The organism is Actinomycetospora sp. TBRC 11914, assembly GCF_012933465.1.
Lineage (GTDB): Bacteria > Actinomycetota > Actinomycetes > Mycobacteriales > Pseudonocardiaceae > Actinomycetospora.
The window spans coordinates 68460-94441 of record NZ_JABBND010000002.1; the positions used below are offsets into that span (position 1 = coordinate 68460).

At 75.4% G+C, this 25982-nt stretch carries 32 protein-coding genes and 1 pseudogene; 21 read left to right on the forward strand and 12 right to left on the reverse strand.

Features of this window, described 5'->3' with window-relative positions; translation table 11 throughout:
- The first annotated feature begins 31 nt into the window (after positions 1-31).
- Both HH311_RS06200 and HH311_RS33680 read left to right on the forward strand, forming a co-directional pair.
- Complete coding sequence (locus tag HH311_RS06200; protein ID WP_169182759.1) at positions 32-727, forward strand: TetR/AcrR family transcriptional regulator; 696 nt, start codon at positions 32-34, stop codon at positions 725-727.
- 16 nt (positions 728-743) lie between these two features.
- A pseudogene (locus tag HH311_RS33680) lies at positions 744-1022 on the forward strand (EthD family reductase); the annotation flags it as partial.
- 49 nt (positions 1023-1071) lie between these two features.
- Here HH311_RS33680 and HH311_RS31425 read toward each other — a convergent pair.
- Positions 1072-1851, reverse strand: a complete 780-nt coding sequence (locus HH311_RS31425; protein WP_248292249.1) for an HD domain-containing protein — start codon at positions 1849-1851, stop codon at positions 1072-1074.
- Complete coding sequence (locus tag HH311_RS06215; protein ID WP_169182761.1) at positions 1848-2210, reverse strand: hypothetical protein; 363 nt, start codon at positions 2208-2210, stop codon at positions 1848-1850. The genes HH311_RS31425 and HH311_RS06215 overlap by 4 nt, the downstream gene beginning before the upstream one ends.
- 251 nt (positions 2211-2461) lie before the next feature.
- Here HH311_RS06215 and HH311_RS06220 point away from each other — a divergent pair, with 251 nt between their 5' ends.
- Together HH311_RS06220 and HH311_RS06225 are read left to right on the forward strand one after the other, a co-directional pair.
- Positions 2462-4501: an HNH endonuclease signature motif containing protein gene (locus HH311_RS06220; RefSeq protein ID WP_169182762.1), complete on the forward strand. Its 2040-nt coding sequence runs from the start codon at positions 2462-2464 to the stop codon at positions 4499-4501.
- A gap of 29 nt (positions 4502-4530) precedes the next feature.
- Complete coding sequence (locus HH311_RS06225; protein WP_169182763.1) at positions 4531-4773, forward strand: hypothetical protein; 243 nt, start codon at positions 4531-4533, stop codon at positions 4771-4773.
- 157 nt (positions 4774-4930) lie between these two features.
- On the opposite strand, the gene HH311_RS06230 is transcribed toward HH311_RS06225, so the two are convergent.
- From HH311_RS06230 to HH311_RS06240, 3 genes are all read right to left on the reverse strand, one after another.
- Positions 4931-5314: a cupin domain-containing protein gene (locus HH311_RS06230; RefSeq protein ID WP_169182764.1), complete on the reverse strand. Its 384-nt coding sequence runs from the start codon at positions 5312-5314 to the stop codon at positions 4931-4933.
- Positions 5315-5381: 67 nt separating this feature from the next.
- Positions 5382-6167, reverse strand: a complete 786-nt coding sequence (locus HH311_RS06235) for a crotonase/enoyl-CoA hydratase family protein (protein WP_169182765.1) — start codon at positions 6165-6167, stop codon at positions 5382-5384.
- Entirely contained in the window at positions 6160-7290 is a 1131-nt protein-coding gene (locus tag HH311_RS06240; protein ID WP_169182766.1) for a TIGR03617 family F420-dependent LLM class oxidoreductase, read from the reverse strand. Before HH311_RS06240 ends, HH311_RS06235 begins: the two co-directional genes overlap by 8 nt.
- A gap of 89 nt (positions 7291-7379) precedes the next feature.
- Between HH311_RS06240 and HH311_RS06245 the strand changes: the two genes are divergently transcribed.
- The 6 genes from HH311_RS06245 to HH311_RS06270 all read left to right on the forward strand — a co-directional run bounded on the left by HH311_RS06245 (position 7380) and on the right by HH311_RS06270 (position 11128).
- Positions 7380-7547: a hypothetical protein gene (locus tag HH311_RS06245; protein WP_169182767.1), complete on the forward strand. Its 168-nt coding sequence runs from the start codon at positions 7380-7382 to the stop codon at positions 7545-7547.
- Complete coding sequence (locus tag HH311_RS06250; RefSeq protein WP_169182768.1) at positions 7544-8392, forward strand: tryptophan 2,3-dioxygenase; 849 nt, start codon at positions 7544-7546, stop codon at positions 8390-8392. The genes HH311_RS06245 and HH311_RS06250 overlap by 4 nt, the downstream gene beginning before the upstream one ends.
- Before the next feature lie 121 nt (positions 8393-8513).
- A complete protein-coding gene (locus HH311_RS06255) occupies positions 8514-8690 on the forward strand; it encodes a YegP family protein (RefSeq protein WP_169182769.1) in 177 nt (58 codons plus the stop codon).
- Between the two features lie 150 nt (positions 8691-8840).
- Positions 8841-9647: a DUF1684 domain-containing protein gene (locus HH311_RS06260; RefSeq protein WP_169182770.1), complete on the forward strand. Its 807-nt coding sequence runs from the start codon at positions 8841-8843 to the stop codon at positions 9645-9647.
- 186 nt (positions 9648-9833) lie between these two features.
- A complete protein-coding gene (locus HH311_RS06265; RefSeq protein WP_169182709.1) occupies positions 9834-10394 on the forward strand; it encodes a hypothetical protein in 561 nt (186 codons plus the stop codon).
- A 110-nt stretch (positions 10395-10504) separates the two neighbouring features.
- On the forward strand, positions 10505-11128 hold the full coding sequence (locus tag HH311_RS06270) for a class F sortase (protein ID WP_312029977.1): 624 nt from the start codon (positions 10505-10507) through the stop codon (positions 11126-11128).
- On the opposite strand, the gene HH311_RS06275 is transcribed toward HH311_RS06270, so the two are convergent.
- Positions 11125-11655, reverse strand: coding sequence for a GNAT family N-acetyltransferase (locus tag HH311_RS06275; protein ID WP_312029978.1), 531 nt, complete (start codon positions 11653-11655; stop codon positions 11125-11127). The genes HH311_RS06270 and HH311_RS06275 overlap by 4 nt on opposite strands.
- 47 nt (positions 11656-11702) lie before the next feature.
- Here HH311_RS06275 and HH311_RS06280 point away from each other — a divergent pair, with 47 nt between their 5' ends.
- Both HH311_RS06280 and HH311_RS06285 read left to right on the forward strand, forming a co-directional pair.
- On the forward strand, positions 11703-12425 hold the full coding sequence (locus tag HH311_RS06280; RefSeq protein ID WP_169182771.1) for an SDR family NAD(P)-dependent oxidoreductase: 723 nt from the start codon (positions 11703-11705) through the stop codon (positions 12423-12425).
- Between the two features lie 296 nt (positions 12426-12721).
- Positions 12722-13021 (forward strand): hypothetical protein, encoded by a 300-nt coding sequence (locus HH311_RS06285; RefSeq protein ID WP_169182772.1) that lies wholly within the window; start codon positions 12722-12724, stop codon positions 13019-13021.
- Positions 13022-13083: 62 nt separating this feature from the next.
- Here the strand turns inward: HH311_RS06285 and HH311_RS06290 are convergent, their stop codons facing one another.
- Both HH311_RS06290 and HH311_RS06295 read right to left on the reverse strand, forming a co-directional pair.
- Complete coding sequence (locus tag HH311_RS06290; protein WP_169182773.1) at positions 13084-14025, reverse strand: amidohydrolase family protein; 942 nt, start codon at positions 14023-14025, stop codon at positions 13084-13086.
- Positions 14026-14045: 20 nt separating this feature from the next.
- On the reverse strand, positions 14046-14870 hold the full coding sequence (locus tag HH311_RS06295; RefSeq protein WP_169182774.1) for an oxygenase MpaB family protein: 825 nt from the start codon (positions 14868-14870) through the stop codon (positions 14046-14048).
- A 36-nt stretch (positions 14871-14906) separates the two neighbouring features.
- Here HH311_RS06295 and HH311_RS06300 point away from each other — a divergent pair, with 36 nt between their 5' ends.
- Positions 14907-15662: a GntR family transcriptional regulator gene (locus HH311_RS06300; RefSeq protein WP_169182775.1), complete on the forward strand. Its 756-nt coding sequence runs from the start codon at positions 14907-14909 to the stop codon at positions 15660-15662.
- A 1-nt stretch (position 15663) separates the two neighbouring features.
- Positions 15664-16800, forward strand: a complete 1137-nt coding sequence (locus tag HH311_RS06305) for an acyl-CoA dehydrogenase family protein (protein ID WP_169182776.1) — start codon at positions 15664-15666, stop codon at positions 16798-16800.
- A 16-nt stretch (positions 16801-16816) separates the two neighbouring features.
- Here the strand turns inward: HH311_RS06305 and HH311_RS06310 are convergent, their stop codons facing one another.
- Both HH311_RS06310 and HH311_RS33135 read right to left on the reverse strand, forming a co-directional pair.
- A complete protein-coding gene (locus tag HH311_RS06310) occupies positions 16817-17491 on the reverse strand; it encodes a response regulator transcription factor (RefSeq protein ID WP_312029979.1) in 675 nt (224 codons plus the stop codon).
- Positions 17488-18816: a histidine kinase gene (locus HH311_RS33135; protein WP_169182777.1), complete on the reverse strand. Its 1329-nt coding sequence runs from the start codon at positions 18814-18816 to the stop codon at positions 17488-17490. The genes HH311_RS06310 and HH311_RS33135 overlap by 4 nt, the downstream gene beginning before the upstream one ends.
- Positions 18817-18963: 147 nt before the next feature.
- Between HH311_RS33135 and HH311_RS06320 the strand changes: the two genes are divergently transcribed.
- The 3 genes from HH311_RS06320 to HH311_RS06330 all read left to right on the forward strand — a co-directional run bounded on the left by HH311_RS06320 (position 18964) and on the right by HH311_RS06330 (position 20786).
- Complete coding sequence (locus HH311_RS06320) at positions 18964-19458, forward strand: hypothetical protein (protein ID WP_169182778.1); 495 nt, start codon at positions 18964-18966, stop codon at positions 19456-19458.
- An 84-nt stretch (positions 19459-19542) separates the two neighbouring features.
- On the forward strand, positions 19543-20280 hold the full coding sequence (locus HH311_RS06325) for an SDR family oxidoreductase (protein WP_169182779.1): 738 nt from the start codon (positions 19543-19545) through the stop codon (positions 20278-20280).
- Between the two features lie 53 nt (positions 20281-20333).
- Entirely contained in the window at positions 20334-20786 is a 453-nt protein-coding gene (locus tag HH311_RS06330; protein ID WP_169182780.1) for a GatB/YqeY domain-containing protein, read from the forward strand.
- 26 nt (positions 20787-20812) lie between these two features.
- Here HH311_RS06330 and HH311_RS06335 read toward each other — a convergent pair whose 3' ends face one another.
- Complete coding sequence (locus HH311_RS06335; protein ID WP_169182781.1) at positions 20813-21586, reverse strand: sulfite exporter TauE/SafE family protein; 774 nt, start codon at positions 21584-21586, stop codon at positions 20813-20815.
- Positions 21587-21616: 30 nt separating this feature from the next.
- Between HH311_RS06335 and HH311_RS06340 the strand changes: the two genes are divergently transcribed.
- The 4 genes from HH311_RS06340 (at position 21617) to HH311_RS06355 (ending at position 25041) form a co-directional block, all read left to right on the forward strand.
- The gene (locus HH311_RS06340; RefSeq protein WP_312029980.1) at positions 21617-21847 is read left to right on the forward strand and encodes an RNA-binding S4 domain-containing protein; all 231 of its coding nucleotides are present in this window, start codon (positions 21617-21619) and stop codon (positions 21845-21847) included.
- Positions 21848-22261: 414 nt separating this feature from the next.
- Positions 22262-23029 (forward strand): DUF742 domain-containing protein, encoded by a 768-nt coding sequence (locus HH311_RS06345; RefSeq protein WP_211189758.1) that lies wholly within the window; start codon positions 22262-22264, stop codon positions 23027-23029.
- A gap of 56 nt (positions 23030-23085) precedes the next feature.
- Positions 23086-24090 carry a selenide, water dikinase SelD gene (gene selD / locus HH311_RS06350; RefSeq protein ID WP_211189759.1) on the forward strand — a complete coding sequence of 335 codons (1005 nt, stop codon included), beginning with the start codon at positions 23086-23088 and terminating at the stop codon, positions 24088-24090.
- 36 nt (positions 24091-24126) lie between these two features.
- The gene (locus tag HH311_RS06355) at positions 24127-25041 is read left to right on the forward strand and encodes a zinc-binding dehydrogenase (RefSeq protein ID WP_169182784.1); all 915 of its coding nucleotides are present in this window, start codon (positions 24127-24129) and stop codon (positions 25039-25041) included.
- Here the strand turns inward: HH311_RS06355 and HH311_RS06360 are convergent.
- Complete coding sequence (locus HH311_RS06360; RefSeq protein ID WP_169182785.1) at positions 25031-25870, reverse strand: alpha/beta fold hydrolase; 840 nt, start codon at positions 25868-25870, stop codon at positions 25031-25033. The two genes, HH311_RS06355 and HH311_RS06360, sit on opposite strands and share 11 nt — an antisense overlap.
- Positions 25871-25982 lie beyond the last annotated feature (112 nt).

Sequence of the window (25982 nt, forward strand, 5' to 3'; positions counted from 1 at the left end):
AGGGTCGGCGCAACGCTGCTATAACGACGTCATGACCAGGAGCGCGGTCCAGGCCGAGCTACGGGAGCGGCTCGTGGCGGTGGCAGTGCGGTCGGTGGCGGACCACGGGGTGGAGGCGTTGCGGGCGCGCGAGGTCTGCGCGGAGGTCGGGACGTCGACCCAGGCCCTCTACACCCTGTTCGGCGGGATGCCCGGCCTCATCGAGGCGGCGGTCGCGGCGGGCTTCGTCGGGCTGGCGGGCCACGTCGACGCCGTCCCCGAGAGCGACGACCCGGTCGCCGACCACCTGGTCAAGGGGTGGGCCTACACGGACTGGGCGCTCGCCCGGCCGTCGCTCTACCGCGCGATGTTCGGGGTCACCGATCCGTCGCTGCGCCACCACGTGCCGGTGGAGACGACAATGGCCGCCACCCACCTCGCCGTCGGGGACGGGCGCACGGCGCTCGACGTCCTCGTGCGCTCGGTGTCGCGGATGGTGGACGCGGGCCGGCTGCGGCCGGCGGAGCCGCTCCCCGTGGCCCGGCAGTTCCTCAGCGCGACCCACGGCTACGTCCTGCTCGAGCTCGCGGGCGCGTTCGGGGAGCCGGGCGGCGGGCTCGCGACGATGGCGGAGCTCGCCGTCACGCTGCTCGTCGGGCTGGGGGACGCCCGGGAGGACGCCGAGCGGTCGCTGCTCGCCGCCGTCGCGGCGCACCAGCGGCTCGTGGCCGGGGAACCGTCGTCATGAGGGGTATCCACTCGGCATGTTCGAGGTCATCGGCATCCTGAAGCGCCCCGAGGGCACGTCCTTCGAGGACTTCCGCCGGTGGTGGTTCGAGGAGCACGCGCCGAAGGTGAAGCGGTGGCCCGGTGTGGTCGGCTACCACATCACCATGGCTGTCTCCGAGGACGAGGAGTTCGACGGGGTCGCCGAGGTCTGGTTCGACTCCGAGCGTTCGGCGCGGGACGTGTTCTCGACGGCGGAGGGCGCGACCGCCCGCGAGTCCGCGATCGGCGGAGCGGGCCGCAGCGTCATCTTCGTCGCCGAGGAGACGGTGATGGTGCCGCTGACGGAGCCGCCGAGGTGGAGCGCTAGCGGGCCGCGTCCGGGGCTGTTGCGTCCGGGCCGGCCGCGTCCGGGGCTGTTGCGTCCGGGCCGGCCGCGTCCGGAGCTGCTGCGTCCGGACCGGCCGGGGCCAGGCCGGCCGCGACCAGGCGCGCGCCGGTGCGGGCGACCGCGGCGCGCAGCTGCGGCTCGGCCCCGTCGAGGAACCGCGTGACGGCGTGGTCCGGCCCGTAGCGGCGACGGATCTCGGTCCACCGGTCGTCCGGCGTCGTCGGGTCGCCGGTGGGTCCGCACACCGCGGCGCACCACCAGAGGGCGTCGCGGGTCGGGGTGGCCTCGTCGTCGTACCGTCTGAGCTCGTGGTCGAGCCCCCGTACGCGGGCCTCGACGGCGGCGGCGCTGTGGTGGGCGACGACGGCGGTGCAGCGCGCGTCGTAGCCCCGCGTCCGCAGGAACCGGGCACCGTCGAGCGGGTGGAAGCCGGTGCGGGCGACGACCGGGGAGTATCCGACGTCGTGCAGCACGGCGGCCACGAGCAGCGGCTCCCGGTCGACCTCCGGGAGTGCGCTGAGCCGCACCGCCTCCCGGACGACCGCCTGCGTGTGCCGCCACCGGTCCGGGAGGTGCTCGGCGAGCGTCAGCTCGGCCAGTGCCCTGGCCTCGGCGAACGACGGCACGGCGTCGACGGTAGGTGACCGGTCGACCGCCGGCAGGTCCGCGGTGTGCTCCTCGAGCAGTCGGCCGAGCTCGACCCGGACGCGCTCGCGGCTCGTCGTGACGTCCACCCGGGCCTCGGGGCTCGTCAATCCCGGCTCGACGCCGCGCGGCGTCGGCGTTCGGCGACGGCGGTGTCGAGGGCGCTCACCGTGAAGAAGAGCGTCATCGTCAGGACGACGCCGCCGACCCAGGCACCCCAACCGGCGGCGCCGACGCCGATCGCGGTCCAGCCGGCGTGGTCGACGGCGTGGTGGGCGACCCACGCGCCGAGGAGCACGGAGGCTGCCAGTCCGCCGAGTCCCGCGAGCTGCAGGACGCCGTGGCGCAACAGCGGGCCGCACCGGGGATCGTCGTTGGCCATCGCGAAGGGGATGAGCGCGTAGAGCGTGAACAGTCCGCCGACGCCGAGCAGGGCAACGACGTTGATCCAGGTCAGGACGGTGGCCACGGTCTGGGACCTTGCCGGGACGTGCCCGGGCTCGGGAGCGGGGAACTACTCAGCTCCGGGCCGGGATGGCGTCGTCGTCCCGCGAGGCGCCTCGTGGGCGGCAGGACGTGATCTTGGATCTCCTGCTGCGATCGACGACTCCGACGTGGATCGCCGTGGTCGTGCCCGGGTCGAGGATGATCCATTCGCCGAGATCGAATTGCGCCGTCTGTCGGCTTCCCTCGTTCGAACACGTGTTCGATACTGGGTGCGTGGCCGCTCCTGCTGAGCCTCCCGGATGGGAGGACGACATCCCGGACTCGGTGCTCGACGCCGAGCTCGCGGCCTTCGACGCCTCGCTGCGCGGCCCGCTGCCCGAAGAGGAATGGGGTGGCTGGATCGACGACGAGCTCTCCGCGTTGATCGACGCCGAGCTCGACCGCTCCGAAGGCCCCGACCCCGATCCCGGGTGGGTGGTGCCGGGGGTGTCCGCGGCCGACGACGATGACGGCGGGGTGTCGGCGGCGTCGCGGGCGGTGCTCGCCGAGCTGTCGGCGGCGTGGACGGTGCTGCGGCACGCCCACGCCCGCTGCTACCGGGCGCTGACGGCGCTGGCGGCGTCGGACGCGCTGGCCGAGTCCGGCTACCGGTACGCCTCCCGGCTGCTGGAGGACCAGCTGCGCATCGACCCAGCCGAAGCCACCCGCCTGGCCCGCCACGCCCGGGTGTTGACGGCGTCGGTGTCACCGTCCGGGGCGGTGGTGGCGGCGGAGCTGCCCGCGACCGCCGAACAGGTGGGGGCCGGGGTGATCGGGCCCGGCCACGTCGAGGTGATCCGCCGGAGCATGGACCGCCTCGGGCTCGTGCAACCCGCCCTGCCCGCCGAGGTGCTGGCCACCACCGAGACCGAGCTCGCGGCGCTGGCGGCCACCCACAGCCCCGCCGCGCTGGCCCAGGCCGCGACCGCGATCCTGGCGTTGCTCGACCCCGATGGCACCGCCCCCACCGACACCCCGGCCCCGGACAACGAGCTGCACTACCTGCGGCGGCGCAACGGCAGTCTGGTCGGCCGGTTCACCTACCGCGACCCCGCCGCCGCCGAAGCCCTGCACACCGCGCTGACCGCGGCGACCCCACCACCGGACCAGGTCCCCGACGACCACCCCGCCCCCAACACCGCAATCAGCGGCGGCACCGGCACGGGCACCGGCGCCGGGCCGCGGGGCTACAGCGCCGACGAGGCCGCGCTGCGCACCCTGCCCGCCCGCCGCGCCCACGCCCTGCTCGACCTCGCCACCGAAGCCCTCACCCGCGGCCTCAACACCCCCGACCAGCCCGACCAGCCCGGCCAGCCCGGCCAGCCCGGCCAGCCCGGCCAGCCCGGCCAGCCCGGCCAGCCCGGCCAGCCCGGCCAGCCCGGCCAGCCCGGCCAGCCCGGCCAGCCCGGCCAGCCCGGCCAGCCCGGCCAGCCCAACTATGGCGAGCCGGAGGGCACCACCGACGCCGGGATCTTCCCCGACCTCGACGCCGACCCCGGTGAGCGCGAGGACCCCGACGAGGCAGCCGCCGACATCGACGACAGCGCCGTCGAAGGCTCCGCCGACGAAGGCTGCGCCGGCCAAGGCTGCGCCGACGACAGCGAGGACACCGATGCGGCAGGCGCCGACGACGTCCCCGCTGCCCCGCGCGCCGGCGGGGACGCCACGCCACCTGGTGAGGGGGCGCCGCCAGGTCAGGGCCCGCCGCGCTGGACCCGCGCCGACGTCGAAGGTGGGGAACGGGTCGCGCTCACCCTCACCCTGAACTACCAAACCCTGCGCCAGGCCCTGTCGAGCCTGCCCGAGGCCACCACCAGCCCCGGCGACGGCCACACCGGCCGACTCGCCCTGCTCGGCGAGAACACCTGGATCCGCCCCGACACCGCCCGACGACTGGCCTGCGACGCCGAACTGATCCCCCTCGTCCTGGGCACCCAGGGCGAACCCCTCGATCTGGGCCGCAGCCACCGCCTGGTCACCCGCGCCCTGCGCCGCGCCGTAATCGCCCGCGACCGCCACTGCGCCCACCCCGGCTGCCGCCGCCGCGCCCGCCGCTGCCAGGTCCACCACATCCGCCACTGGGCCGACGACGGCGACACCAGCCTCGACAACTGCGTGCTGCTCTGCAGCTACCACCACAGCCTGATCCACCACTCCGGCTGGCACGTCGACATGGTCGACGGGCTGCCCTGGTTCACCCCACCCGCCTACATCGACCCCCAGCAAAGACCACGCCACAACCGCCCCTGGCAGACCGTCAGCGACGCGGCCTGATGTCGCTCGGCGGGTGCAGACTGCGCGCCATGGACGTGCTCGATCCCCGTCGGGAGCTGCGCAGGGCGGTGGCGCGAGGCGACGGGCCCGCGGTCGTCGTCGTGCTCCGGGAGTTCCCACCGGGCGGCTGGCTACAGGTCGCTGGCGACGGCCTGCTCCTCGCGCTCCACCAGGGCTCGTCGGGAGCGGTGGAGGTGGCCCGCCCCCGGGTCGTGGAGCTTCGCGAACGCGGTTGGATGGGGGACGCCGAATCGGCCGAGCTGGGGCTCTGACCGGGCCCGGGGCGCCACCGAGTGGGCGTCCACGGCTGCTCTGGCAACCCTCAGGGCCCACTCGGTCACCACGACAGCCGCCCGGGCCTGGCTCGCGGATGCTCCGGCTACCGCCCGGCCCCGCGGGGCGAGCAGCCGACGTCCTGAGCGGTCCGCCTCACTCCGTGGGGTGGAGGTGGTGGATGTCGAAGGGCTTGTTGGTGATGAACAGGAAGGTGCAGTCGGCGTCGTCGGTGGCGCCGTGCTCCATCGAGCCGCCCTCGGGGAACCACACGAAGCTGCCCGGGCCGTAGGTGCCCTGGTGGGTGTTCAGCGTCCCCGAGAGCACGTAGATCCCGTGGCCGCAGGGATGGGTGTGCCAGGGGTTCGTGAACCCGGCCCGGTACACCATCTTGATCACCTGCATGCCGGTGTCCGGGTCGTCGAGGAGCGGCACGTGCTCGAGCACCGCCCCGATCGCCGGCACGGGGAAGTCCTGCCACTCGGCGGTGGTCGTGTCGGTGACGGCGAGCTGGACGGGATCGGGTGCGGTACTGGTCATGGCGCCGAAGCGTCGGTCACCGGCGTTGCCGTCCGGTGTCGACCGGACGACGACGAGGTCACCGTGATCAGCGGCCGGTCCAGACGGGCGAACGCTTCTCGGCGAACGCCCGAGGGCCCTCCTTCGCGTCCTCGCTGGAGAAGATCCGGCCCATGACGGCGGCGTTGTCGTCCCAGATGGCGTCGTCGTCCTCGTCGGCGTGCACGGCGCGCAGCATCAGCGCCCGCGACTCCCGCACGGCCAGGGGTGCGTTGGCGGCGATCGTGGCGGCCATGGCCCGCGCCCCGTCGAGGGCGGTCCCGGCCGGCGCGACCCGGTTCACGAGGCCCAGCTCGTAGGCCCGCGCCGCGCTGATCGGCGCGCCCGTCATCGCGATCTCCAGCGCGACCACCCGCGGGATGCGCTGCGGCAGGCGCACCAGCCCGCCCGCGCCCGCGGCCAGCCCGCGGGTCACCTCGGGGAGGCCGAACCGGGCGTCCTCGTCGGCGATCGCGAGGTCGCAGAAGAGCATGAGCTCCAGGCCGCCGCCGAAGGCCAGGCCGTTGACGGCGGCGATCGTCGGCGTCGAGAGCGGGTGCCGGGTGAACCCGCCGAAGCCCCACTCCGGGTGGTCGGGGTCGGTGAGCGAGTCGCCCTGCGCGACGGCCTTGAGGTCGGCGCCGGCGCTGAAGGCCCGGCCCGTCCCGGTCACGACGATCGCCCGCACCGCCTCGTCCTGCTCCGCGGCCTCCAGCGCCCCGCCGAGCGCGACGGCGACCGCCGAGTTCAGGGCGTTGAGCGCCTGCGGGCGGTCGAGGGTGATGACCGTGACCCCGCCGTCCGTCTCGACGTGCACCGATTCGTCGTCAGACACCCGCTGTCTCCCCTCGGACACCCGTGATCTCCGCGCGTGCGGCCTCGTCGTCGGCACCCTGCACCACCGCGGCCAGGGTCCGCAGGGTCTTCCGGTCGGCCTCGTGGTGCTCCGGGTCGGGGCTGACCGCGATCGAGAACTCGACGTCGGTCACCACGCCCGAGTACCGCTCCAGCAGCCGCTCGCCGATGTCGTCGTAGGTGCCGATGACGGCGAACCGGTCGAGGGTCGCGTCGTCGATCATCGCGGGCAGCTCCTCCCAGCGCTGGGCCCTGGAGAGCTCCTTGGCGTCGGTGGCGAGGTCGCCCAGGCCCAGGTGGTCGAACGCCGCGCGGTAGCCCGGGGTGGAGGCGTAGAAGGCGATCCGGGCGCGGGCGTCGCGGATCTTGACCTGCAGCTCCTCCTCGGTCCGGGCGGACGCCACGAGGGGTTTCATGGCGACGCGGAACCCGTCGAGTGACCGGCCCGAGCGGGCGGCGCCGCGCCGGACCGCCGGGAGCATGACCTCGGCGATGTAGCTCGGCGTGCACACCGGGTGGGGCCGGATGCCGTCCGCGACCTCCCCGGCCACGGCGCACATGTTGGTGTTCACCGCGGCCAGGTGCACCGGGATCCCCGGGTGCTCGATCGGGCCGGCGTCGAAGAGCGGCACCATGAGGTCGAGGTCGTAGTGCTCGCCGTGGTGGTCGAGCCGCTCCCCGGTCTGCCAGGTGTGCCACACGGCCCGCACCGCCCGGACGTAGTCGCGCATCCACGGGGCCGGCGGGTGCCACTCCAGGCCGTAGCGCCGCCGGATGTGCCCGCGGACCTGGGTGCCGAGCCCGAGGGTGAACCGGCCGCCGGAGAGCTTCTGCTGGGTCCAGGCGTGCAGGGCCGTCGTCGTGGGGCTGCGGGGGAAGGCGATGGCGACGGCGGTGGTGAGCCGCAGGCGCCGCGTCGCCGCGGCCGCGAGGGCGAGCACGACGAACGGGTCGTCCTTGGTCTCCTCGACGGCGAGCCCGCCGTAGCCGATCTCCTCGAGGAACGCCGCGGTCGCCGCGACGCCGCCGAGGTCCAGGGGCGCCTCCGGGGCCCGCAGCCCCGGGTCGACCTTCCCCAGCGGCAGCAGGGTCTCCAGACGCATCGTCCGCCTCCTCGTCGCGTGCAGCGCCACCGGGACCGCGGCGGATCGAGTCTGGCAGCCGACCCGTCCGGGCGCGCAGGATCGTCGTCGTGAGCGTGGAGCGGACCGAGTACGAGCCCGAGGGCGGCGACCCCGTCTGCTGGATGCACCTGCTCTGCCCGTCCTGCGGGGCGATGCCGGATCCCGACGACGACGGGGCCGCGCCGGACCGGTGCCCCCGCTGCGGCGAGGAGCGGGAGGAGGTGGGCGGGGGATGAGCACCGAGCGAGGCACCCGGCCCCTGGAGTCCGGGATCGTCCGGGACTTCACCGGGAACCTGTCGTACGGCCGCTACCTGCACCTCGACGAGCTGCTGGCGGCCCAGCACCCGCTCTCGCGCCCGGAGCACCACGACGAGCTGCTGTTCGTCATCCAGCACCAGACCTCGGAGCTCTGGCTCAAGCTCGCCCTGCACGAGCTGACCACCGCCTGCGACGACCTCGCCCGCGACGACCTGCCGCTCGCGCTCAAGCGGCTGGCCCGGGTCAAGCACGTGCAGCGCCAGCTCATCGAGCAGTGGTCGGTGCTCGCCACGCTGACGCCGAGCGAGTACGGGCAGTTCCGGGGGTTCCTCGGGACGTCGTCGGGGTTCCAGAGCTACCAGTACCGCGCGGTGGAGTTCGTGCTCGGCAACAAGAACGAGGCCATGCTCGAGCTGTTCGCCGACGACGAGACGGCTCGCCGGATCCTCACCGAGGCCCTCGACCGCCCCAGCCTGTACGACGAGTTCCTCCGGCTGCTCGCACGTCGCGGCCACCCCGTGCCCGACGAGCTGCTGCAGCGCGACGTGCGCGCGGCCCACGTCGAGCACCCCGGCCTCGTCGAGGTGTTCCGCGCGATCTACGCCGACCCCGACCGGTACTGGGACGTCTACGAGACCTGCGAGGAGCTCGTCGACATCGAGGAGAACATCCAGCTCTGGCGCTTCCGGCACCTCAAGACCGTCGAGCGGACGATCGGGTTCCGCACCGGCACCGGCGGCTCGAGCGGAGCGGACTTCCTGCGCCGGGCCCTCGAGCTCACCTTCTTCCCGGAGCTCTACTCCGTCCGGACGGCGCTCTGAGGCTTCCCGACAGTTTCCGACGGTTCCCGACGCGCCGGGTGAGAGGAGTTCCGGCCCGGTGCCCTCGGCGCTAGCGTCCGTCCTGACCAGCACGTTGACGACACAGCGGGGAGGCAGGCGCATGTCTGGGAAGTTCGAGGTCTACGAGGACCGCTCCGGGAAGTTCCGGTTCCGCCTCAAGGCGAGCAACGGGCAGATCGTCGCGTCGGGCGAGGCCTACGAGTCCAAGGCCGCCGCCAAGAAGGGCTGCGAGTCGGTCCAGAAGGCCGCCGAGGGCGCGCCGGTCGTCGACGCCTGAGCCGCGGGCGGACCCGGTGGGGCGCCTCCGGGTCGCCCCGCCGGGTCGTGCCCCGTGCGCGGCGGCCCGTAGGTGGCGGCGACGGTCGGAATCCCCGGGAGGTGCGGGCGGTTGTGCCGGAGAGCACACCCGAGACCCGGAGGACGCCCGATGACCGTCACCGAGGACCACCGGACGCTGCAGGCGGACTGGCAGCGCTGGCACGACGAGCGCGAGGCTACGCTGCGCGAGCCCCACGGCTGGCTCTCCCTCACCGCGCTCGAGTGGCTCGACGAGACCCCGCGGGCCATCGCCGACCTGCCGGGCACGTGGCGCGCGCCCGGCGACGGCACCGTCGAGATCACGGCGTCGGCCGACGACGGCGTCTCGGTCGACGGCGAGCCGGTCGACGGCACCCGCAGCGTGTCGCCCGTCGACGGCGCGCCCGGGGTCCTCGTCGCGGTGGGGGAGCGGGTGGTCGAGCTCGCCCGGCGCACCGACTCCTACGCGCTGCGCGTCCGTGACCCGCGCGCCACCACGCGCGCCGCGTTCGACGGCGTCCCGCACTTCCCCGTCGACCCGCGATGGGTGGTCACCGGTCGCTTCGAGGCCTACGACACGCCGCAGCGGATCACGGTCGGGGCCGTGGTCGACGGCCTGCAGCACTTCCCGACGGCGATCGGGACGGTGACCTTCGACGTGGCCGGCTCCCCACGCCGCCTCGTGGCCCTCGCCGGCAAGGGCGGCGGGCTCTCGCTGCACTTCCGCGACGCGACCAACGGCTCCACGACCTACGGCGGCGGCCGCATCCTGCGCACGGACGACCCGGCGCCCGACGGCACGGTGGTGGTCGACCTCAACCGCACCGTCAACCTGCCGTGCGCCCTCACCGCGTACGCGACCTGCCCGCTGCCGCCGGCGGACAACGTGCTCGACGTCGCCGTGGAGGCCGGCGAGAAGCTCCCCGGAGCGGCCTGACCCGGCTGTCCCGCCGCTGCGCCCGGCGAACGCTGAACGACGGATGAGAGAACACGCCGGGGCCTTGTGGTCGGGCGGCGTGCGTGCTGTGTGAGCCCCCGCGGAGCGGGTAAGAACTCCTCGACTCGTGACCTGGACGAGACCTGGCCCCATGAGAACGGGCCGGACGAGACGGGGAGGACTGTCATGACGCGAGGGACCGTGACCCGCGCCGGGATGGTGGTCGCGGCGGCGACGCTGTCGGTCGGCGCGCTCGCTGCGTGCTCGAGCGGGGCGACGCCGCCACCGCCGCCCAGCAGCACCGCGGGCACCAGCACCGCGGGGGGTGGGACGGCCGGCGGCAGCACCGCCGCGACCGCGGGCGGCAGCACCGCCGGTGGTGCGACCGCTGGTGGCGCGACGGCGGGTGGCAGCACGGCCGGTGGCGCGACCGCTGGTGGCGCGACGGCGGGTGGCAGCACGGCGGGTGGCGCGACGGCGGGCGGCAGCACGGCCGGTGGCGCGACCGCCGGCGGCAGCACGTCCGGGACGTCCGGGACGTCCGGCGGCAGCACGTCCGGGACGTCGGGCTCCGGCTCGACCACCGGCGGTGCCCCCAGCCAGACGCCATCCGGTGGCGTGCAGACCGGTGCGGGCAGCACCGCGGGCGTCGAGCACGGCGAGCTGCTCGGCGTCGGCGGGGTGGCGCTGGTGGCCGCGGGCGGCATCGCGGTCGTCGCGACCCGCCGTCGTCGCACGCAGGACTGAGCACGGGAACGACCCCGGACGGCGCCGAGGCCCCGGCCCCGGCGCCGTCCGACCCCCCACCGGGCGAGCCCGCCGCCCGGCCCTCCGGCCGGACCCGTCGGGCGCTCCTGGTGCTCGCGGGGGTGCTGGCCCTGGTCGGGATCGGCGCGATCGTGGCCGCGCTGCTCGGCCAGCAGCACGCGCCCGCCGAGCACGACGCGGGCGCGCTGCCCGCGCCGGCCCCCGCCACGACCGCGCCCCCGCACCCGACCACTCCCGCCGGGCCGCCGCCGTCCCCGCCCGCGCGCATCGTCATCGGGAAGATCGGCGTCGACTCGCGGGTGGCCTCCGTCGGGCTGAACCCGGACCACACCATGGAGGTCCCGGCCAAGGGCCCGCTCTACGACCTGGCCGCCTGGTACCGCTACTCGGTCACCCCGGGGCAGCAGGGGCCGTCGGTGATCATCGGGCACATCGACTCGGCCGAGAACGGCCCCTCGGTGTTCTTCCGGCTCGGCGCCCTCGCCCCCGGCGACACCGTCACCGTCACCCGCGACGACGGCCGGACCGTACCGTTCATCGTCTACGCCACGCGCTCGTTCCCGAAGGACGCGTTCCCGACCGCCGACGTCTACGCCGGCACCGCCGGCCCGGAACTGCGGCTGATCACCTGCAGCGGGTCGTTCGACGCGAGCGTGCGGTCCTACCGCGACAACACCGTCGTCTTCCTCCGGGAGAGCGGGCCACCGACCTAGCGGTCGCGCGCGGCCAGGGCAGCCAGCGCGTCGCCATCGACGCGGTGGGTGGTCCAGCCGTCCTGCGGGGTCGAGGAGAGGGTGGCGTAGAAGTCGAGCGCCGGGGTGTTCCAGTCGAGCACCGCCCACTCCAGCCGGGCCCACCCGCGGGCGGCGCAGGTCGCGGCGAGGCGGGCCAGCAGCGCCCGGGCGATGCCGAAGCGCCGGTGCGAGGGCGAGACGTAGAGGTCCTCGAGGTGCATCCCGTGCACCCCGGTCCACGTCGAGAACGTCATGAACCACAGGGCCGTGCCGGCGACGACGCCGTCGACCTCGGCGACGTGCCCGAAGACCGCCGGCCGGTCGCCGAACAGCGCGGCGTGCAGCTGCTGCTCGGTCAGCAGGCACGACTCCGGCTCACGCTCGTACTCGGCGAGCTCGTGGACGAACCGGACCAGCGTGGGCACGTCCTCGGGGCGGACGTCGCGGACGGTCACGGCGGGGCGGGCGTCGGCGTTCACCGCGGTCGCGGCGGGTCGGGGATCCACGGGACCATCATCGTCGTCCGGTCGACGACGACGGTGCGGAGGACCTCATGACGGCGCTGGTGACGGGGGGCGGAACGGGCATCGGGCGGGCCGTCGCGGAAGCGCTCGCCGGGCTCGGCCACCCGGTGGCCGTCGTCTACAGCCGCTCGGCCGACGACGCCGCCGCCACCGTCGACGGCATCCGCGCCGCGGGCGGCACCGCCGGGGCGTTCCGGGCCGACGTCACCGACGACACCGCGGTGCGCGGCCTGCTCGACGACGTCCGCGCGGACCTCGGGCCGGTGTCGGTGCTGGTCAACAACGCGGGCGGGACCGAGCACATCGCGCTGGACGACCTCGAGGGCGCCACCGACGAGGTCTTCGAGCGGCTCTTCCGGCTGAACACGCTCTCGGCCTGGCACTGCGCGCGGGCCGCGGCGGAGGACCTGCGCGCCGCCGACGACGGCTGCGTGGTCAACGTGGGCAGCGCGTCGGTCTCGTCGGGGCGCGGCTCGTCGGTGCCCTACGTCGTGTCCAAGGCGGCCCTGTCGGGGCTCACGCGCGCGCTCGCCAACGCGCTCGCGCCGGTCCGGGTCAACGAGGTGTGGCCGGGCCTGGTCATGACGCGCTGGTGGGCCGGCAAGGAGGAGCAGGGGCACCGGCTCGCCGCGAACGCGATCGTCGGGCGGGAGACGACGGTCGACGACGTCGCCGCGGCCGTCGTCGGGCTGGTGACGTCCCGGGCGATCACCGGCCAGACGATCACCATCGACGGCGGCCAGACGCTGTGATGATCTCGTGAAACCCGGACGCAGGAAGATCACGCCTTCGGGTGGCGTCGGACCGGCGCCGTCCGGTCGCGCAGTGCTCCGTCGCGGGCCCGGCGCTCGACCGTTCGGGGACCCGCCGTCACCGGCGACGGCGTGGCGGACGAGGACCCGCCGCGCGGGCCGGGCCGGGCCGCGACGCCGCGTGAGCCGATCAGCGGCGTGATCGGCGACCGGGGGAGCGCTGCGCCACGGTCGGCCCTTCCACCGCGTCCGGGGGCAGGCTCAAGACCGCGCGCGGCGCCGCCGTCGATGGACCCGTGACCATCTCCGACGATCTCCGCCCCGCCGTCGCCCTCGTCCCGGCGCAGGCCACCGCCGTCCCCGCTCCAGCCTCGATCCCGGCCCCGGCCGGCTCGCCCGAGGTCGACGTCGCGGCCCGCGTCCGCGACGCCGTCCAGTCGCTGCGCCGGGCCCTGGCCGACGGCACGGTCCACCAGCACCGGTGCGCCGGCGTCCCGGAGAGCTGGACGGCGCTCGGCGTGGAGGTCGTGCGCGCGTGGACGTCCGGTCTCGACCTCGACGCCCAGCGCCGCGTCTGCCGGACCTGCGCGCCCTGACCCCACGAGCCGGCTCAGCGTCGAGCCGGCTCAGAGACCGACCAGCTCACAGGAGGCTCGGCTCAGAGGCCGAGCAGCGCCTCGGCGTTGCCGTGGGCGATGCGCTCGCGATCGGCCTCGTCGAGGGCGGCGTCGGTCAGGAACGACGTCGCCTCCCGCGAGTCGGCGAACGGGTGGTCGACCGAGAACAGGATCCGCTCCGGGCCGAACGTCGCGAGCGCGCACACCAGCGGCGGCGCGGTGGTGTAGCCCGCCGTCGTGATCACCACCTGGTCGAGGACGGTGCGCCACACCGACCGCTCGCCCCGGCTGGCGTGGTTCAGCCGCTCGTCGGCCCGGGCGAGGGAGAACGGCAGGTTCTCGCCCATGTGCCCGACGACGATCCGCAGGTCCGGGTGGGCGTCGAACGTGCCGGTCACCACGAGGCGCAGCACGTGCATCCCGGTCTCGGCGTGCCAGCCCCAGCCGGCCGTCGCCAGCGTCGGTCCGGCGCCCTCCGGGAGCCGGGCGTAGTACACGTCGGCGACGGCGGGCGGGGGCGGCGCCGGGTGCAGGTAGAGGGGCACGCCGAGCTCGGCGCAGGCAGCGAGGACGGGCGCGAACTCGGGGTCGTCGAGGAAGCGCCCGTGGGTCTGGCCGAACAGCATCGTCCCGACGAAGCCGGCCTCGCCGACGGTGCGCCGCAGTTCCTCGACGGCGGCCGCCGGGTCGCCCAGGGGCAGCGTGGCGAAGGCGGCGAACCGGCCGGGGTGCTCGCGCACGGCGGCCGCGAGCCGGTCGTTCGCCGCCCGGGCGAATCCGACCCCCGCCGCGCCGGCTTCCTGGATGCCGTGGCCGAGCACCGAGAGGACCTGGACGTCGACCCCCGCCGCGTCCATCACCGCGACCCGGCCCTCGCCGAGGTCGTCGAGCTCGTCGAGCACGCCGGGCATGCCCGAGCCCATCCCGCCGGGGAGGTCCAGGTCCTTCGGGAAGGCGTGCTCCTCGATCGCGATGATCCGCATGCCCCCAGCCTGACCCCGCGTCAGACCAGCGGCATGCCGAGCCGGCGACGCAGGCGCACGTCGGCAAGGTAGGCGTTGTACGGGAAGCGACGCAACGCGCCGGGCGTCCGGTTCAGCACGGCGCCGATCCGGCGCATCACCGTCTCGAACCGCTGCTGGTCGTCCGCGGACCAGTCGAAGCCCATCAGCGAGCGGAACGGCTCGCGCAGGAAGCCGGCGGTGAGGAACCGGCTCACCGGGGACAGGGCGGGGCGCAGCGGGGCCGGCAGGAACTCCTGGTCGACCAGCCCCCAGAGGTAGCCCCGCACGGTGTCGTCCAGCCCGACGTGCCCGAGCTGGGCGTCCCACCAGCGCTCGAACGCCGCGCGGTCCTCCGGCCACTGCTCGGGGCGGACCTGCAGCCCGGTGCCCAGCGGGGCGCAGGCGCGGTAGACGTCGTCGGGCAGCCACGCGCCGGGCCGGCCGGCCAGCAGCGCCCAGGTGTCCTCGAAGGCGCGGACGAGGCAGCCGGCGACCCACATCTGCAGCTCGCGGTCGAAGGCGTCGTAGGCGACCGGGCTGGCGTCGGTGGAGCGCACCTGCGCGTGCGAGCGCCCGACGGCGCGGCGGTAGGCCCGCACGTCGCGCTCGTCGCCGAGCATCGTGACGGCGAGGTAGGTGCTCGTCGTCCGGAGCCGGTGCCACGGGTGGAGCATGAGGTTGCCGCTGTCGACCCGGCTCTCCACCACGCCGTACCCGACGCCCGGCCGGGCCAGCTGCATGATCACGTTGGCGGTGGCGCCCAGCGCGACGGCGCCGCTCACGGTGTCCGCGGGCTGGTGCGGCCGGTCCGTCGCCTCGACCATGTGTCGATCCTATATCCGATAGGATAACGTGGCGCCATGACCTCCGGGACGGGACGCGCCGCGGCCCCGCTCGGGGACGGGGTGGCGCTGCCGGACCGCGTCGCCCTGCTGCTGCGCGACCGGATCCTCTCCGGGGAGCTGGCGCCCGGGACGTTCCTGCGGGTCGACCGGCTGGGCGAGGAGCTCGGCGTCAGCCAGACCCCGGTGCGCGAGGCGCTGCAGTCGCTGCGCGCGGACGACATGGTGCGGGCGCTGCCGCGCCGCGGCTACGTCGTCGCCGAGATGACCCGCGGCGACGTCGCGGACCTGTTCGCCGCCCAGGCCCACCTCACCGGCGAGCTCGCCGCCCGCGCGGCGGTCGCGGTCGGGTCCACCGCTCCGGGGCACCTCGCGACGCTGCGGGAGCACGACGCCGAGGTCGGCCGGCTCCTCGCGGTCTGCGACGGCCAGGACGGGGGGCCGCTCGAGACCGGCCTGGCCCTCGCGCACGCCGAGCACGGGTTCCACGCGGCGGTGAACCGTGCGGCCGGCTCCCGCAAGCTGGCCTGGCTCGCCGGGTGCGCCGAGCGCTACCTCCCGCCGCGCTTCTACACGGCCAGCGCCGCGTGGCGCTCGGCCACGCGGCGCTCCCACGCCACCCTGCTCGACGCGCTCGCGGCCGGCGACGCCGAGGCGGCCCGCGAAGCCATGTCCCGCCACGTCCTCGACGGCCGGGACCTGCTCCTGGCCCACCTCGACACCATCGCCTTCTGGCCAGGTGACAGTTCCACCGACCCGACCGAGGAGTCCTGACATGCCCGTCACGCTCACCGAGGAGCAGGACGCCCTCGCGGGCGCCATCGCCGAGTTCGCCCGCCGTGAGATCCCGGACAAGGCGGCCCGCGACCGGCTCACCGCCGACGGCCCGCACTCCGACGAGATCTACCGGAAGATGGCCGACCTCGGCTGGCTCGGCATCGCGCTGCCGGAGGCCTACGGCGGCGCCGACGGCTCCATGACCGATCTGCTGGTCTTCCTCGAGGAGACCGCCTACCAGCAGGCGCCGATCGGCGGGTTCGGCACGACGATCATCACCGCGGAGGCGATCAAGAAGTTCGGGTCCGAGGAGCAGAAGACCGCGCTGCTCGGCGGGATGATCCGCGGCGACGTCCTGTCGATCTCGATGTCCGAGCCGGGCGCGGGCTCCGACGTGGGCGGGCTGACCTGCAAGGCGGTCAAGACCGAGGACGGCTGGGTGGTCGACGGCCAGAAGACCTGGTGCTCGAACGCCCACATCGCCTCCCACATCCTGCTCGTGGCGCGCACCTCGACCGCGGGCGGCAAGCACGACGGCCTGACGATGTTCGTCGTCCCCACCGACGCCGACGGCCTCGAGATCCGCGGCATCGAGACGATGGGCGGCAAGGAGGTCAACGACCTCTACTTCACCGACTGCCACCTGCCCGCGGACGCCGTCGTCGGCACCGAGGGGCAGGGCTGGCGCCAGCTCATGGCCGGGCTGAACCTGGAGCGGATGATCCTCGCCGGGCTGATGCTCGGCCTCGGGCGCCGGGCGTTCGACGACACGCTGGCCTACGTCAAGGAGCGGCAGCAGTTCGGTCGGCCGGTCGGCAGCTTCCAGGCGATGCGCCACCGGATCGCCGACAACGCCACCGAGCTCGCCGCGACGAAGCTGCTCGTGCACGACACCGCGCGCACCATCGACGCGCACCCGGAGGCGCTGTTCCCGAAGGAGGCGTCGATGGCGAAGCTCAAGGCCACCGAGCTCGCCAAGCACCTCTCGCTCGAGGGCATGCAGATGCTGGGCGGCTACGGCTACGCCACCGAGTACGGGATGGAGCGGCTGCTGCGGCAGTCGGTCGTCTCGACGGTGTACGGCGGCACCAGCGAGATCCAGCGCGACATCATCGGGAAGACGCTGGGCCTGTAGCGGGAGCGGGGTCAGGTCAACCCTGCGCGACCCCGTGGCGCCAGGCCCACGCCACCAGCGCGGGCCGGCCGTCCACGCCGAGCTTCGAGATCAGGTGGTTGACGTGGGTCTTCACGGTGGCCTCGCTGACGAAGAGCTTGGAGGCGACCTGCTGGTTGGAGAGCCCCTCGGCCACCAGGCGCAGCGTGTCGACCTCCCGGGCGGTGAGGCCCTCGGGGATCTCCGGCCCCATGGCTGATGACCGGGCCGGGGCCGGGGCCGGGGCCCCGGCGAGGTCGACCAGGCGGCGCTGCACGGCCGCGTCGAGGACCGACCCGCCGGCCGCCACGGTGCGGATCGCCGAGACCAGCGCCTCCCCGGTGGTGTCCTTGGTGAGGTAGCCGGCGGCGCCCGCGCGCAGGGCGGGCAGGACGGCGTCGTCGTCGGCGAAGGTCGTGAGGATCAGGACCCGGACCTCGGGCGCGGCGCGGCGCACGGCCGCCGTCACCTCGGCGCCGTCGAGGCCGGGCATGCGCAGGTCCACCAGGGCCACGTCGGGACGCCGCGCGAGCACGACCTCGACGGCGGCGGTGCCGTCGGCGGCGGTGCCGACGACCTCGAGGTCGTCGGCGGCCGAGAGCAGCATGCCGAGGCCGTCGCGGACCACGGCCTGGTCGTCGGCGAGCACGACGCGCACGGGCGGGGTGGTCACCCGGTCACCCTGCCCGACACCGGGTCGCCCGCGGGCAGCGGGACGTGCAGGGCCACGCGCCAGCCCCCGTCGTGAGGGCCGCACCACAGCGTCCCGCCGACGAGGGCCGCCCGTTCGCGCAGCCCGACGAGGCCCTGGCCGCCGCCGACGTCGCCGCGGGCGCCGGCCGGGGCGGCGTCGGGGCCGGGCCCGTCGTCGGTCACCCGGACCGCCACGGCGTCGGTGACCGTCACCGACACGGCGGCGGCGGCGCCCGGCGCGTGCCGGCCGACGTTCGTGAGCGCCTCGCGCACCGTCGCGAACACCGTCTCCCGCACCCGCGGGGACAGGGCGTCGACGTCGCCGGACACGTCCAGAGCGGCCCCGTGCTCCGCCGCGAGCGCCCGGAGGTCGGGGAGCCCGGGAGCGGACGCGCCGGCGTCCTCGCGCAGCGCGGCGACGGCCTCCTTCGCCTCGGCGAGCCCGGTGCGGGCGAGCTCGGCGGCCCGGTCGACGGACGTGATGACCGGGTCGTCGGCACCCAGCCGCTTCGCCGCCACCGCCCGGATCCCCTGCAGGTGCAGCGAGAGCCCCGAGAGGGTGTGGGCGAGGACGTCGTGCAGGTCGCGGGCGATCCGGGCGCGCTCCTGCCCGGCCGCCGCCGCGAGCTCGACCTCGCGCAGCGCGTCCCGCTCGGTGAGCAGCGCGAGGACCCGGGCGTGCTCGCGGTGCAGCCGCGCCCGGTCGAGCGACCGCGACGCGAGGGCCGGCACGGCCAGCCCGATCAGCAGGGCCCACGGCGACCCCAGCCGCAGCGCCATCGCCACGCCGACGGCGATCCCGGCGCCGGCGGAGAACCCCCAGACGAGCCGGGGATCGATGACGATGCGCCCGATCAGCGCGCCGCTCGCGAGCGCGCACGCGTAGCCGGCCCCGCGCGGCTCGAGGACGATCGCGGCGAGCCCGGCGACGGTGCAGAGCGAGAGCAGGAGCGTGCGCCACCGCGCGCCCTCGCCGGTGACCGAGGGGATGCGCGGGTCGCGCGCCGCGATCACCGCACACACCGCCCCGGCCATGGTGAGGACGGCCGCGACGATCGCGGCGGGGGTCAGCGGCCACACCGTCCCGACGGCCACCGCCAGCCAGAGCGCCGGGCGCCCGGCCTGGACCAGCGAGGCCCACGGCGAGGCGCTGCGCGGCGGCGGCACCCCGGCGGTCTGGAACGCGGGCCGGGGAGCAGGTTCGCGCCGGGCGGGGCCGGGCACGGCGGTCTCCGGGCCCGCCGTCGGGCCTGCCCCCTCGTCCCGCGCCCCCTCGTCCCACGCCGCGTCGCTCCGCACCGTCACGTCACGAGTCTGGACCCCCGCCCGCCGTCGCACACCCGTTCTCCACCCGGCCTCCACCCGCGGGTGGAGGCCCGCAGCCCCGCCCCGTGACGACGCTGATCACCACGCCGGGCCGCACGGGCCGGGCACGCGGGGAGGGCGGGTCGGATGAGCGGGCCGGTGCAGGTCGTCGTCGGGGTCCTGGTGCTGGGGTGGATCCTGTGGAACCAGCTGCGGGTGCGGCAGTTCTCGCCGCGCCGGCTGCGGGTGGCGGCGGTCCTCGGGGTCGTCGGCGTCGTCGAGGTCGTCTCGACCGCCGGGGCGCACCCGGTGTCGGTGACCGGGTGGGCACTGCTGGTCGTCGGGCTCCTGATCGGCGCGGCGCTCGGGCTGGTCCGGGCCGCGACGGTGCGGCTCTGGGTCCGCGACGGCGCGGTCTGGACGCAGGGACACGCGCTGACGGCGGCGCTGTGGATCGTCGGGATCGCCGCGCACCTCGGCCTCGACCTGCTGGCCCGGGCGGTCGCGCCCTCGGCCGACGCGGTGAACGCGTCCAGCGTGCTGCTGTTCATCGCGGTCAGCCTGGGCGTGCAGGGCCTGATGACGCTGCGGCGGGCGCAGTCGCTGCCGGGGGCGCCGGACCTGACCGGGGTGCGGTCGTGAGCGGCGGGGGAGGGGTCGGATTCGTCCGAGCCCGGGCCGGCCGCCGTCGGGGAGGCTCGAGGCGGCCGATGATCTGATGGAGCCGTGCGGACACTGATCACGGGAGCCAGCTCGGGACTCGGCGCGGGCATGGCCCGGGAGCTCGCCGGGCGGGGCCACGACCTCGCGCTCGTCGCGCGGCGGACCGACCGCCTGGAGGCCCTGGCCGCGGAGCTGACCGCCCGGCCCGGGGCGCCGGCGGTGCACACGGCCGCCCTCGACGTCACCGACGACGAGGCCGTCGCCCGGGTGGTCCCGGCGATGCGGGACGCGCTGGGCGGGCTGGACCGGGTGGTCGTCAACGCGGGCGCCGGCGGAGGACGCCCGATCGGCAGTGGGCGACCGGGCGCCAACCTCGCGACCGCGCGGACCAACTTCGTCGGCGCGATCGCGACGTGCGAGGCGGCCATGGAGATCTTCCGGGCGCAGGGCTCGGGACACCTGGTGGTCGTCACCTCGGTGGCCGCCGACCGCGGGCTGCGCGGGGCCTCGACCGTGTACGCCGCGACGAAGGCCGGCCTGCACACGTTCGTGGAGGGCCTGCAGGCCGACGTCGTCGGCACCCCGATCGCGGTCACCGAGCTCGCGCCGGGATTCATCCGGACCGACCTCAACGAGGGCATGACGATGCCGTTCGCGGTGGACCTGACCCCGGGTGTGGTGGCGATGGTCGAGGCGATCGAGCGCCGGCCGGCCCACGCCTACGTACCCCGGTGGCCGTGGGCGGTGCTCGGGCGGGCGCTGCGGGTCATGCCGATGCCGCTGCTGCGTCGGATCACCTGAGGGCGCCCTGGCGTGACCGTCCTGACCCGGCCGATCTGACCTAGGGTGGGGGCGTGCTCAAGGAGAGGCTGCGCAGCGACCTGACCGCCGCCATGAAGGCCCGCGACGAGGTCCGGGTCGCGACGCTGCGGATGGCGCTGACCGCGGTGACCACCGCCGAGACCTCCGGCGACACGCACCACGACCTGTCCGACGACGACGTCCTGGGCGTCCTCTCACGCGAGACCAAGAAGCGCCGGGAGTCCGCCGAGGCGTTCGACGGGGCGGGCCGCTCCGAACTGGCCGAGCGCGAGCGGGCCGAGGAGAAGGTCCTCGCCGAGTACCTCCCGCAGCCGCTCTCCGACGACGAGCTCGCCGCCCTGGTGGCGGCGGCGATCGCCGAGACCGGGGCGGACTCGCCGCGGCAGATGGGGCAGGTCATGAAGGTGGTCCAGCCGCAGGTGGGGCAGCGCGCGGACGGCAAGCGGGTGTCGACCGAGGTGAAGCGGCAGCTGTCCGAAGCCTGACCGCCCGGGTTCTGACGCTTCGGGGCTCAGCCCCGCACGGCGTCGACGAAGAGCACCACCGCGAGGACGAGTCCGGCGACGGCGATGCCGACCCGCAGCACCGTCGGCGGCAGCCGTCGGGCGATCGCCGGGCCGGTGTAGTTCCCGACGAGCAGGCCGGCCGTCAGCGGGAGCGCCGCGCTCCACGCCACGTGCCCGAGCACGATGAACCCGATCGCCGCCACCGCGTTCGACGCGCCCAGCAGCACGTTCTTCACCGCGTTGACGCGGACCAGGGTGTCGGCGAGCAGGCGCGAGAGCAGCGCGAGCATGAGCACGCCGGCTGCCGCGCCGAAGTAGCCGGAGTAGACCCCGATCGCGATGGCGCCGAGCACCGTCGCGGGACCCGGGCGGCCGGGGGACCGGGCCGCGCGCGCCGTGCCCGGCTCCGCGGGCCGCGGTGGGCGCAGGAGCACGAGCGAGGCCCCGCCGACGAGGAAGGGGACGATCAGCGCGAACGTCTCGGACGGGGTGACGAGCACCAGCGCGCCGCCGATCACCCCGCCGAGCACCGTCAGCGGGAGCAGTCGGAGCACGCGGGCCCGCTGACCGCGCAGCTCCGGGCGGGAGCTGACGATGGAGCCGATGCTGGAGGTCGCGAGCGCGATCGTGTTGGTCTGGTTCGCGACCGTGGGTGGGAGACCGACGGCGAGCAGGGCGGGGTAGGAGAAGAGCGACGCGAGGCCGGCCATGGAGCCCGAGAGCCCGGCGCCCACGCCGGCGAGGACGAGCAGGACGGGCGCCGGGAGCACGACCGTCATCCGAGCAGACCGCCACAGGAGGGAGCACCGGTGGGTGCAGGGACGCCGATCCGGGACGTGGACGTCCGGGGGACGATCCGCCTCGGCCAGTTCCTCAAGCTGTCGGGCCTGGTCGAGCAGGGCGCCGACGCCAAGGACGTGGTGGCCGCGGGGGAGGTGACGGTCAACGGGCGGGCCGAGACGCGCCGCGGACGCCAGCTCGCGCCCGGCGACGTCGTCGCCTGCGGCGGGGAGCGCGCCCGGGTGGCCGCGGAGACGTGAGCAGGGCTCGTCAGACCGGCTCGTCGGACGGGATCGTGAGCAGGCGCAACGAAACCCGGAGTCGCCGTCCCGGCGGACCGGGTGGAACGACGACGACCCCGGGTTCCGCCGAGATGAGCCCTGCCGAGAGGTCAGAGGCAGAGCCACGGTCAGCTTAGTCCGAGGGCTCGTGCAGCGGTGGTGAGGGCCACTCCCATCACCGGAACGGCGCACTCCCGGAGTCCTGTCTCATCGACCAGGGAGCCGAAGGCCCGGCTGTCGCAGCGTCGTCGCCCGTTCGGCCCTGGCCGGTGCTGCGACACGTGACCCGCTCCACGGAGGGTGATGCTCGTCGCGGTCGACCCCGTACGGTGATCCTGCCCGTTCGTGTTCGGGCGACCGATGTCACTCGCGGATGGGAAGCAGACACACAGCGTGACTGACGACGACGGCGAGCGCCCGGAGCGCGGGCGCCCGCGCCGCCGACAGGGTGTCGGCCGCACGGGTGCACGGTTTCCCCGACCCGCCGAGGACGTCGTGGTGGTCGGGCACGAGCCGCCGGAGTTGCCGGACCTGCCCGACCTGCCCGCCGCCGATCCGCTGGTCGGGCGGACGGGGGCCCGCTTCGCCTCCCACGCGCGGCGCGCCCGGCGCGAGGCCGCGCGGCGCGCCGCGGAGGACGCCGTCGTCCCGGAGCAGGCCGGCCCGGTGGTCCGCCGCGGACGGCCCGCGGCCGACGACCCCGACCTCCGCGCTCTCACCGCGGCCGACCCGTGGCCGCGCCCGGCCCTGACCGACGACGCCGACGACGCGCCGACCGCCCCGCTGCACCTCGCGGAGCTGCGCAACCGCGCGGAGGGGATCGAGTCCCGGGTCTCGGTGCGGCCCTACGTCCGCACGCGGGGGCGCACCCACGCGCGGGCGGACCTGCGCGTCGAGACCCTGGTGTCGGTGCCGTCGCCGCGCCGGCCGCTGGAGGACCCGGAGCACCGCGCGATCAGCGACCTCTGCGACGGCCCGCGCTCGGTCGCCGAGCTCGCCGCGCTGCTGCGCCTCCCGCTCGGCGTCGCGCGCATCCTCATCGACGACATGGCCGAGGACGGGACGCTCACCGTGCACCCGACGGCCGACCGGCTCAGCCCCGGACGCGGTCCGGACCGCGAGGTCATGGCCCGCGTGCTCCGGGGCCTGCACCGCCTGTAGAGCCGCACCGCCGGGAGAGCTGCACCAGCGGCGGACCGGGGCGCAGGATGGTCGGCATGAGCACCGCCACCCCGACCCGACTGACCGGCTACGCCCACGGCGGGGGGTGCGCCTGCAAGATCCCGCCCGGCGAGCTCGAGTCGGTGGTCCGGGGGCTGGCGCCGTCGCCGTCCACGCCGCGCACCGGGGAGCTCCTCGTCGGTCTCGAGGACGGTGACGACGCGGCAGCGGTGACCCTCCGCGACGGCCTCGCGCTCATCGCGACCACCGACTTCTTCACGCCGGTGGTCGACGACCCCTACGACTGGGGCCGCATCGCCGCCGCCAACGCCCTCTCCGACGTCTACGCGATGGGCGGGCGGCCCGTGGTGGCGCTCAACCTGCTCTGCTGGCCGCGGGACCTGCTGCCCCTCGAGCTCGCCGCCGAGGTGCTCCGCGGCGGGCTCGCCGTCGCCGACACCGCGGGCTGCCACGTCGCCGGGGGGCACTCGGTGGACGACCCCGAGCCCAAGTACGGCATGGCGGTCACCGGCACCGCGGACCCGTCGCAGCTCATCCGCAACGACGCCGGGCGCGCGGGCCTGCCGCTCTCGCTCACCAAGCCGCTGGGCCTCGGCGTCCTCAACAACCGGCACAAGGTCACCGGCGAGGTCTTCGGCCACGCCGTCGAGACCATGGCGACGCTCAACGCCGAGGCTTCGGCCGCCGCGGTGGCGGCGGGCATCGTCGCGGGCACCGACGTGACCGGGTTCGGGCTGCTCGGGCACGCCTTCAAGCTGGCCCGCGCGTCGGGGGTGACCGCGGTGATCGACAGCGCGGCCGTGCCCTACCTCGACGGTGCCCGCGAGGCGGTGCGGGACGGGTTCGTCTCCGGCGGCACGCGCCGCAACCTCGACTGGGTCGCGCCGGAGACCGACGCCGGGTCGGTGGGGGAGGAGGACCGGCTGCTGCTCGCGGACGCGCAGACCTCGGGCGGGCTGCTGCTCGTCGGGGAGATCCCCGGCGCCCCGGTGATCGGCGAACTGGTCCCGGCGGAGGGGAAGAGCCTTCGGCTCAGGTGAACGATCCTGGTCGCCCGGGCGACCACAATCGTTCACATGCGCAGCTACATCACCGACCCCGACGCGCCCCGCGGGCTCCGGCTCGACGAGGACGCGCCCGAGCCGCAGCCGGCCCCCGACGAGGCCGTGCTCGCCGTCGAGGCGTTCGGGGTGAACCGGGGCGAGCTCGCCCTCCTCGCGGTCCGTGACCGCGACTGGCGCCCGGGCCAGGACGTGGCGGGCACGGTGGTGACCGCCGCCGCCGACGGGACCGGGCCGGGCGTCGGGACCCGCGTCGTCGCGATCGTCGACGGCGGCGGCTGGTCGGAGCGCGTCGCGTGCCCCACGAACCGGCTCGCCCCGCTCGACGACGCCGTGTCCGCCACCGACGCCGCCGCCCTGCCCATCGCCGGGCTCACCGCGCTGCGCGCGCTGCGCGAGGGCGGGTCGCTGCTGGGCGAGCGGGTGCTGGTGACGGCGGCGACGGGGGCGGTGGGCCAGTTCGCGATCCAGCTCGCCCGGGCCGCCGGCGCGCAGGTCACCGCGCTGGTGAGCCGCCCGGAGTCGACGGACGAGGCCCGGGCGGTGGGCGCCGACGTCGTCGTCGCCGACCTCGAGGACGGCCCGGGCGGCTACCGGCTGGTGACCGACGGCGCCGGCGGGGACGTGCTGCGGCAGGCGCTGCACCACCTCGCGCCGCACGGGGTGATCGCGACCTACGGTGCGATGGCCGGGAGGACCGAGCTCGGGCTGCGCGACCTGCTGTCGGTCGCCAACCCGCGCATCGTCGGGCTCGTGCACTCCGAACCGCCGGGCACCCGCGGCGCCGACCTCGGCGTGCTCGCCGGGCTCGTGGCGTCCGGGGCGCTGCGCCCGCGGATCGGGCTCACCGGTGACTGGACCGAGGTCCGCGACGCCCTCGACGCGATGGCCGACCACCGGGTGCGGGGGAAGGTCGTCCTCACGACGTGACGGCGGTCGGGGCCTCCCGGCGGGCGTGGGCGGTCAGGAAGGGGTCGAGCGCCGCGTTGAGCTCGTCGGGGCGCTCCAGCCACACCAGGTGCCCGGCGTCCGTGATCGTCTCGAGCCGCGCCCCGGGGACCGCCTCGGCGACCGCGCGGTTGTACCAGGGCAGCGTGATGAGGTCCTGGTCGCCGTGCACCACCAGGCACGGCGTGGTGATCGACGCCAGCCGGTCGCGGGTCTCGTGGGACAGGTCGGCCCGGAAGTGGGCGGCCGTCCCGGCGGTGTCCCGCGAGGTGTGGGCGGCGAGCAGCGACTCGACGCGGGCCTGCCGGTCCGGCTCGCGGTCGACCACCGCGGGCGCGGACATCCAGAAGGCGAACTGCGCGAACACATCGAGCGGACCGTGCTCCAGCGCGTAGACCCGCGAGGCGAAGTGGCGGCGGATGTGGTGCTCGCGCGCGGTGGACGACCAGGTCGCGACGAGGCCGAGCGCGGCGACGAGGTCCGGCCGGGCCAGGGCGAGCTCCTGCGCGACGGCCGACCCCAGCGAGAGACCGACCACGGCGGCCGGCCCGACGCCCAGGTCGTCCATCCACCCCGCGACGTCGGCGGCGAGCCGGGCGACGGTCAGGCCGGCGAGGTCCCCGGTGGATCCGGCGCCGCGCAGGTCCACGGTGAGGCAGCGGAAGCGGTCGGCGAAGTGGGCCACCTGCGGGGCCCAGCTGCTGCCGCGCAGCCCGGTCCCGGGGATCCAGACGATCGGCGGCCCGTCCCCGGTCTCCTCGTGGTGGACCGTGACCGGGTCCGACTGCGCGCCGCAGGATGTGGTGGGCACGACGTCCTCCGTCCGTCTCGGGGACGGTGACGGTAACGCGGGCGTTGCACGTCGCCGGGAGACTGCGTGAACGTCGGCGAAACGGGGGCCAGCGGGGGCGGGACCGGGAGGA

Coding starts and splice junctions, on each gene's coding strand:
- HH311_RS06200 (WP_169182759.1), top strand. CDS start 32: ATGACCAGGAGCGCGGTCCAGGCCGAGCTACGGGAGCGGCTCGTGGCG.
- HH311_RS06225 (WP_169182763.1), top strand. CDS start 4,531: ATGGACGTGCTCGATCCCCGTCGGGAGCTGCGCAGGGCGGTGGCGCGA.
- HH311_RS06230 (WP_169182764.1), bottom strand. CDS start 5,314: ATGACCAGTACCGCACCCGATCCCGTCCAGCTCGCCGTCACCGACACG.
- HH311_RS06240 (WP_169182766.1), bottom strand. CDS start 7,290: ATGCGTCTGGAGACCCTGCTGCCGCTGGGGAAGGTCGACCCGGGGCTG.
- HH311_RS06250 (WP_169182768.1), top strand. CDS start 7,544: ATGAGCACCGAGCGAGGCACCCGGCCCCTGGAGTCCGGGATCGTCCGG.
- HH311_RS06255 (WP_169182769.1), top strand. CDS start 8,514: ATGTCTGGGAAGTTCGAGGTCTACGAGGACCGCTCCGGGAAGTTCCGG.
- HH311_RS06260 (WP_169182770.1), top strand. CDS start 8,841: ATGACCGTCACCGAGGACCACCGGACGCTGCAGGCGGACTGGCAGCGC.
- HH311_RS06265 (WP_169182709.1), top strand. CDS start 9,834: ATGACGCGAGGGACCGTGACCCGCGCCGGGATGGTGGTCGCGGCGGCG.
- HH311_RS06280 (WP_169182771.1), top strand. CDS start 11,703: ATGACGGCGCTGGTGACGGGGGGCGGAACGGGCATCGGGCGGGCCGTC.
- HH311_RS06290 (WP_169182773.1), bottom strand. CDS start 14,025: ATGCGGATCATCGCGATCGAGGAGCACGCCTTCCCGAAGGACCTGGAC.
- HH311_RS06295 (WP_169182774.1), bottom strand. CDS start 14,870: ATGGTCGAGGCGACGGACCGGCCGCACCAGCCCGCGGACACCGTGAGC.
- HH311_RS06300 (WP_169182775.1), top strand. CDS start 14,907: ATGACCTCCGGGACGGGACGCGCCGCGGCCCCGCTCGGGGACGGGGTG.
- HH311_RS06305 (WP_169182776.1), top strand. CDS start 15,664: ATGCCCGTCACGCTCACCGAGGAGCAGGACGCCCTCGCGGGCGCCATC.
- HH311_RS06320 (WP_169182778.1), top strand. CDS start 18,964: ATGAGCGGGCCGGTGCAGGTCGTCGTCGGGGTCCTGGTGCTGGGGTGG.
- HH311_RS06335 (WP_169182781.1), bottom strand. CDS start 21,586: ATGACGGTCGTGCTCCCGGCGCCCGTCCTGCTCGTCCTCGCCGGCGTG.
- selD (WP_211189759.1), top strand. CDS start 23,086: ATGAGCACCGCCACCCCGACCCGACTGACCGGCTACGCCCACGGCGGG.
- HH311_RS06355 (WP_169182784.1), top strand. CDS start 24,127: ATGCGCAGCTACATCACCGACCCCGACGCGCCCCGCGGGCTCCGGCTC.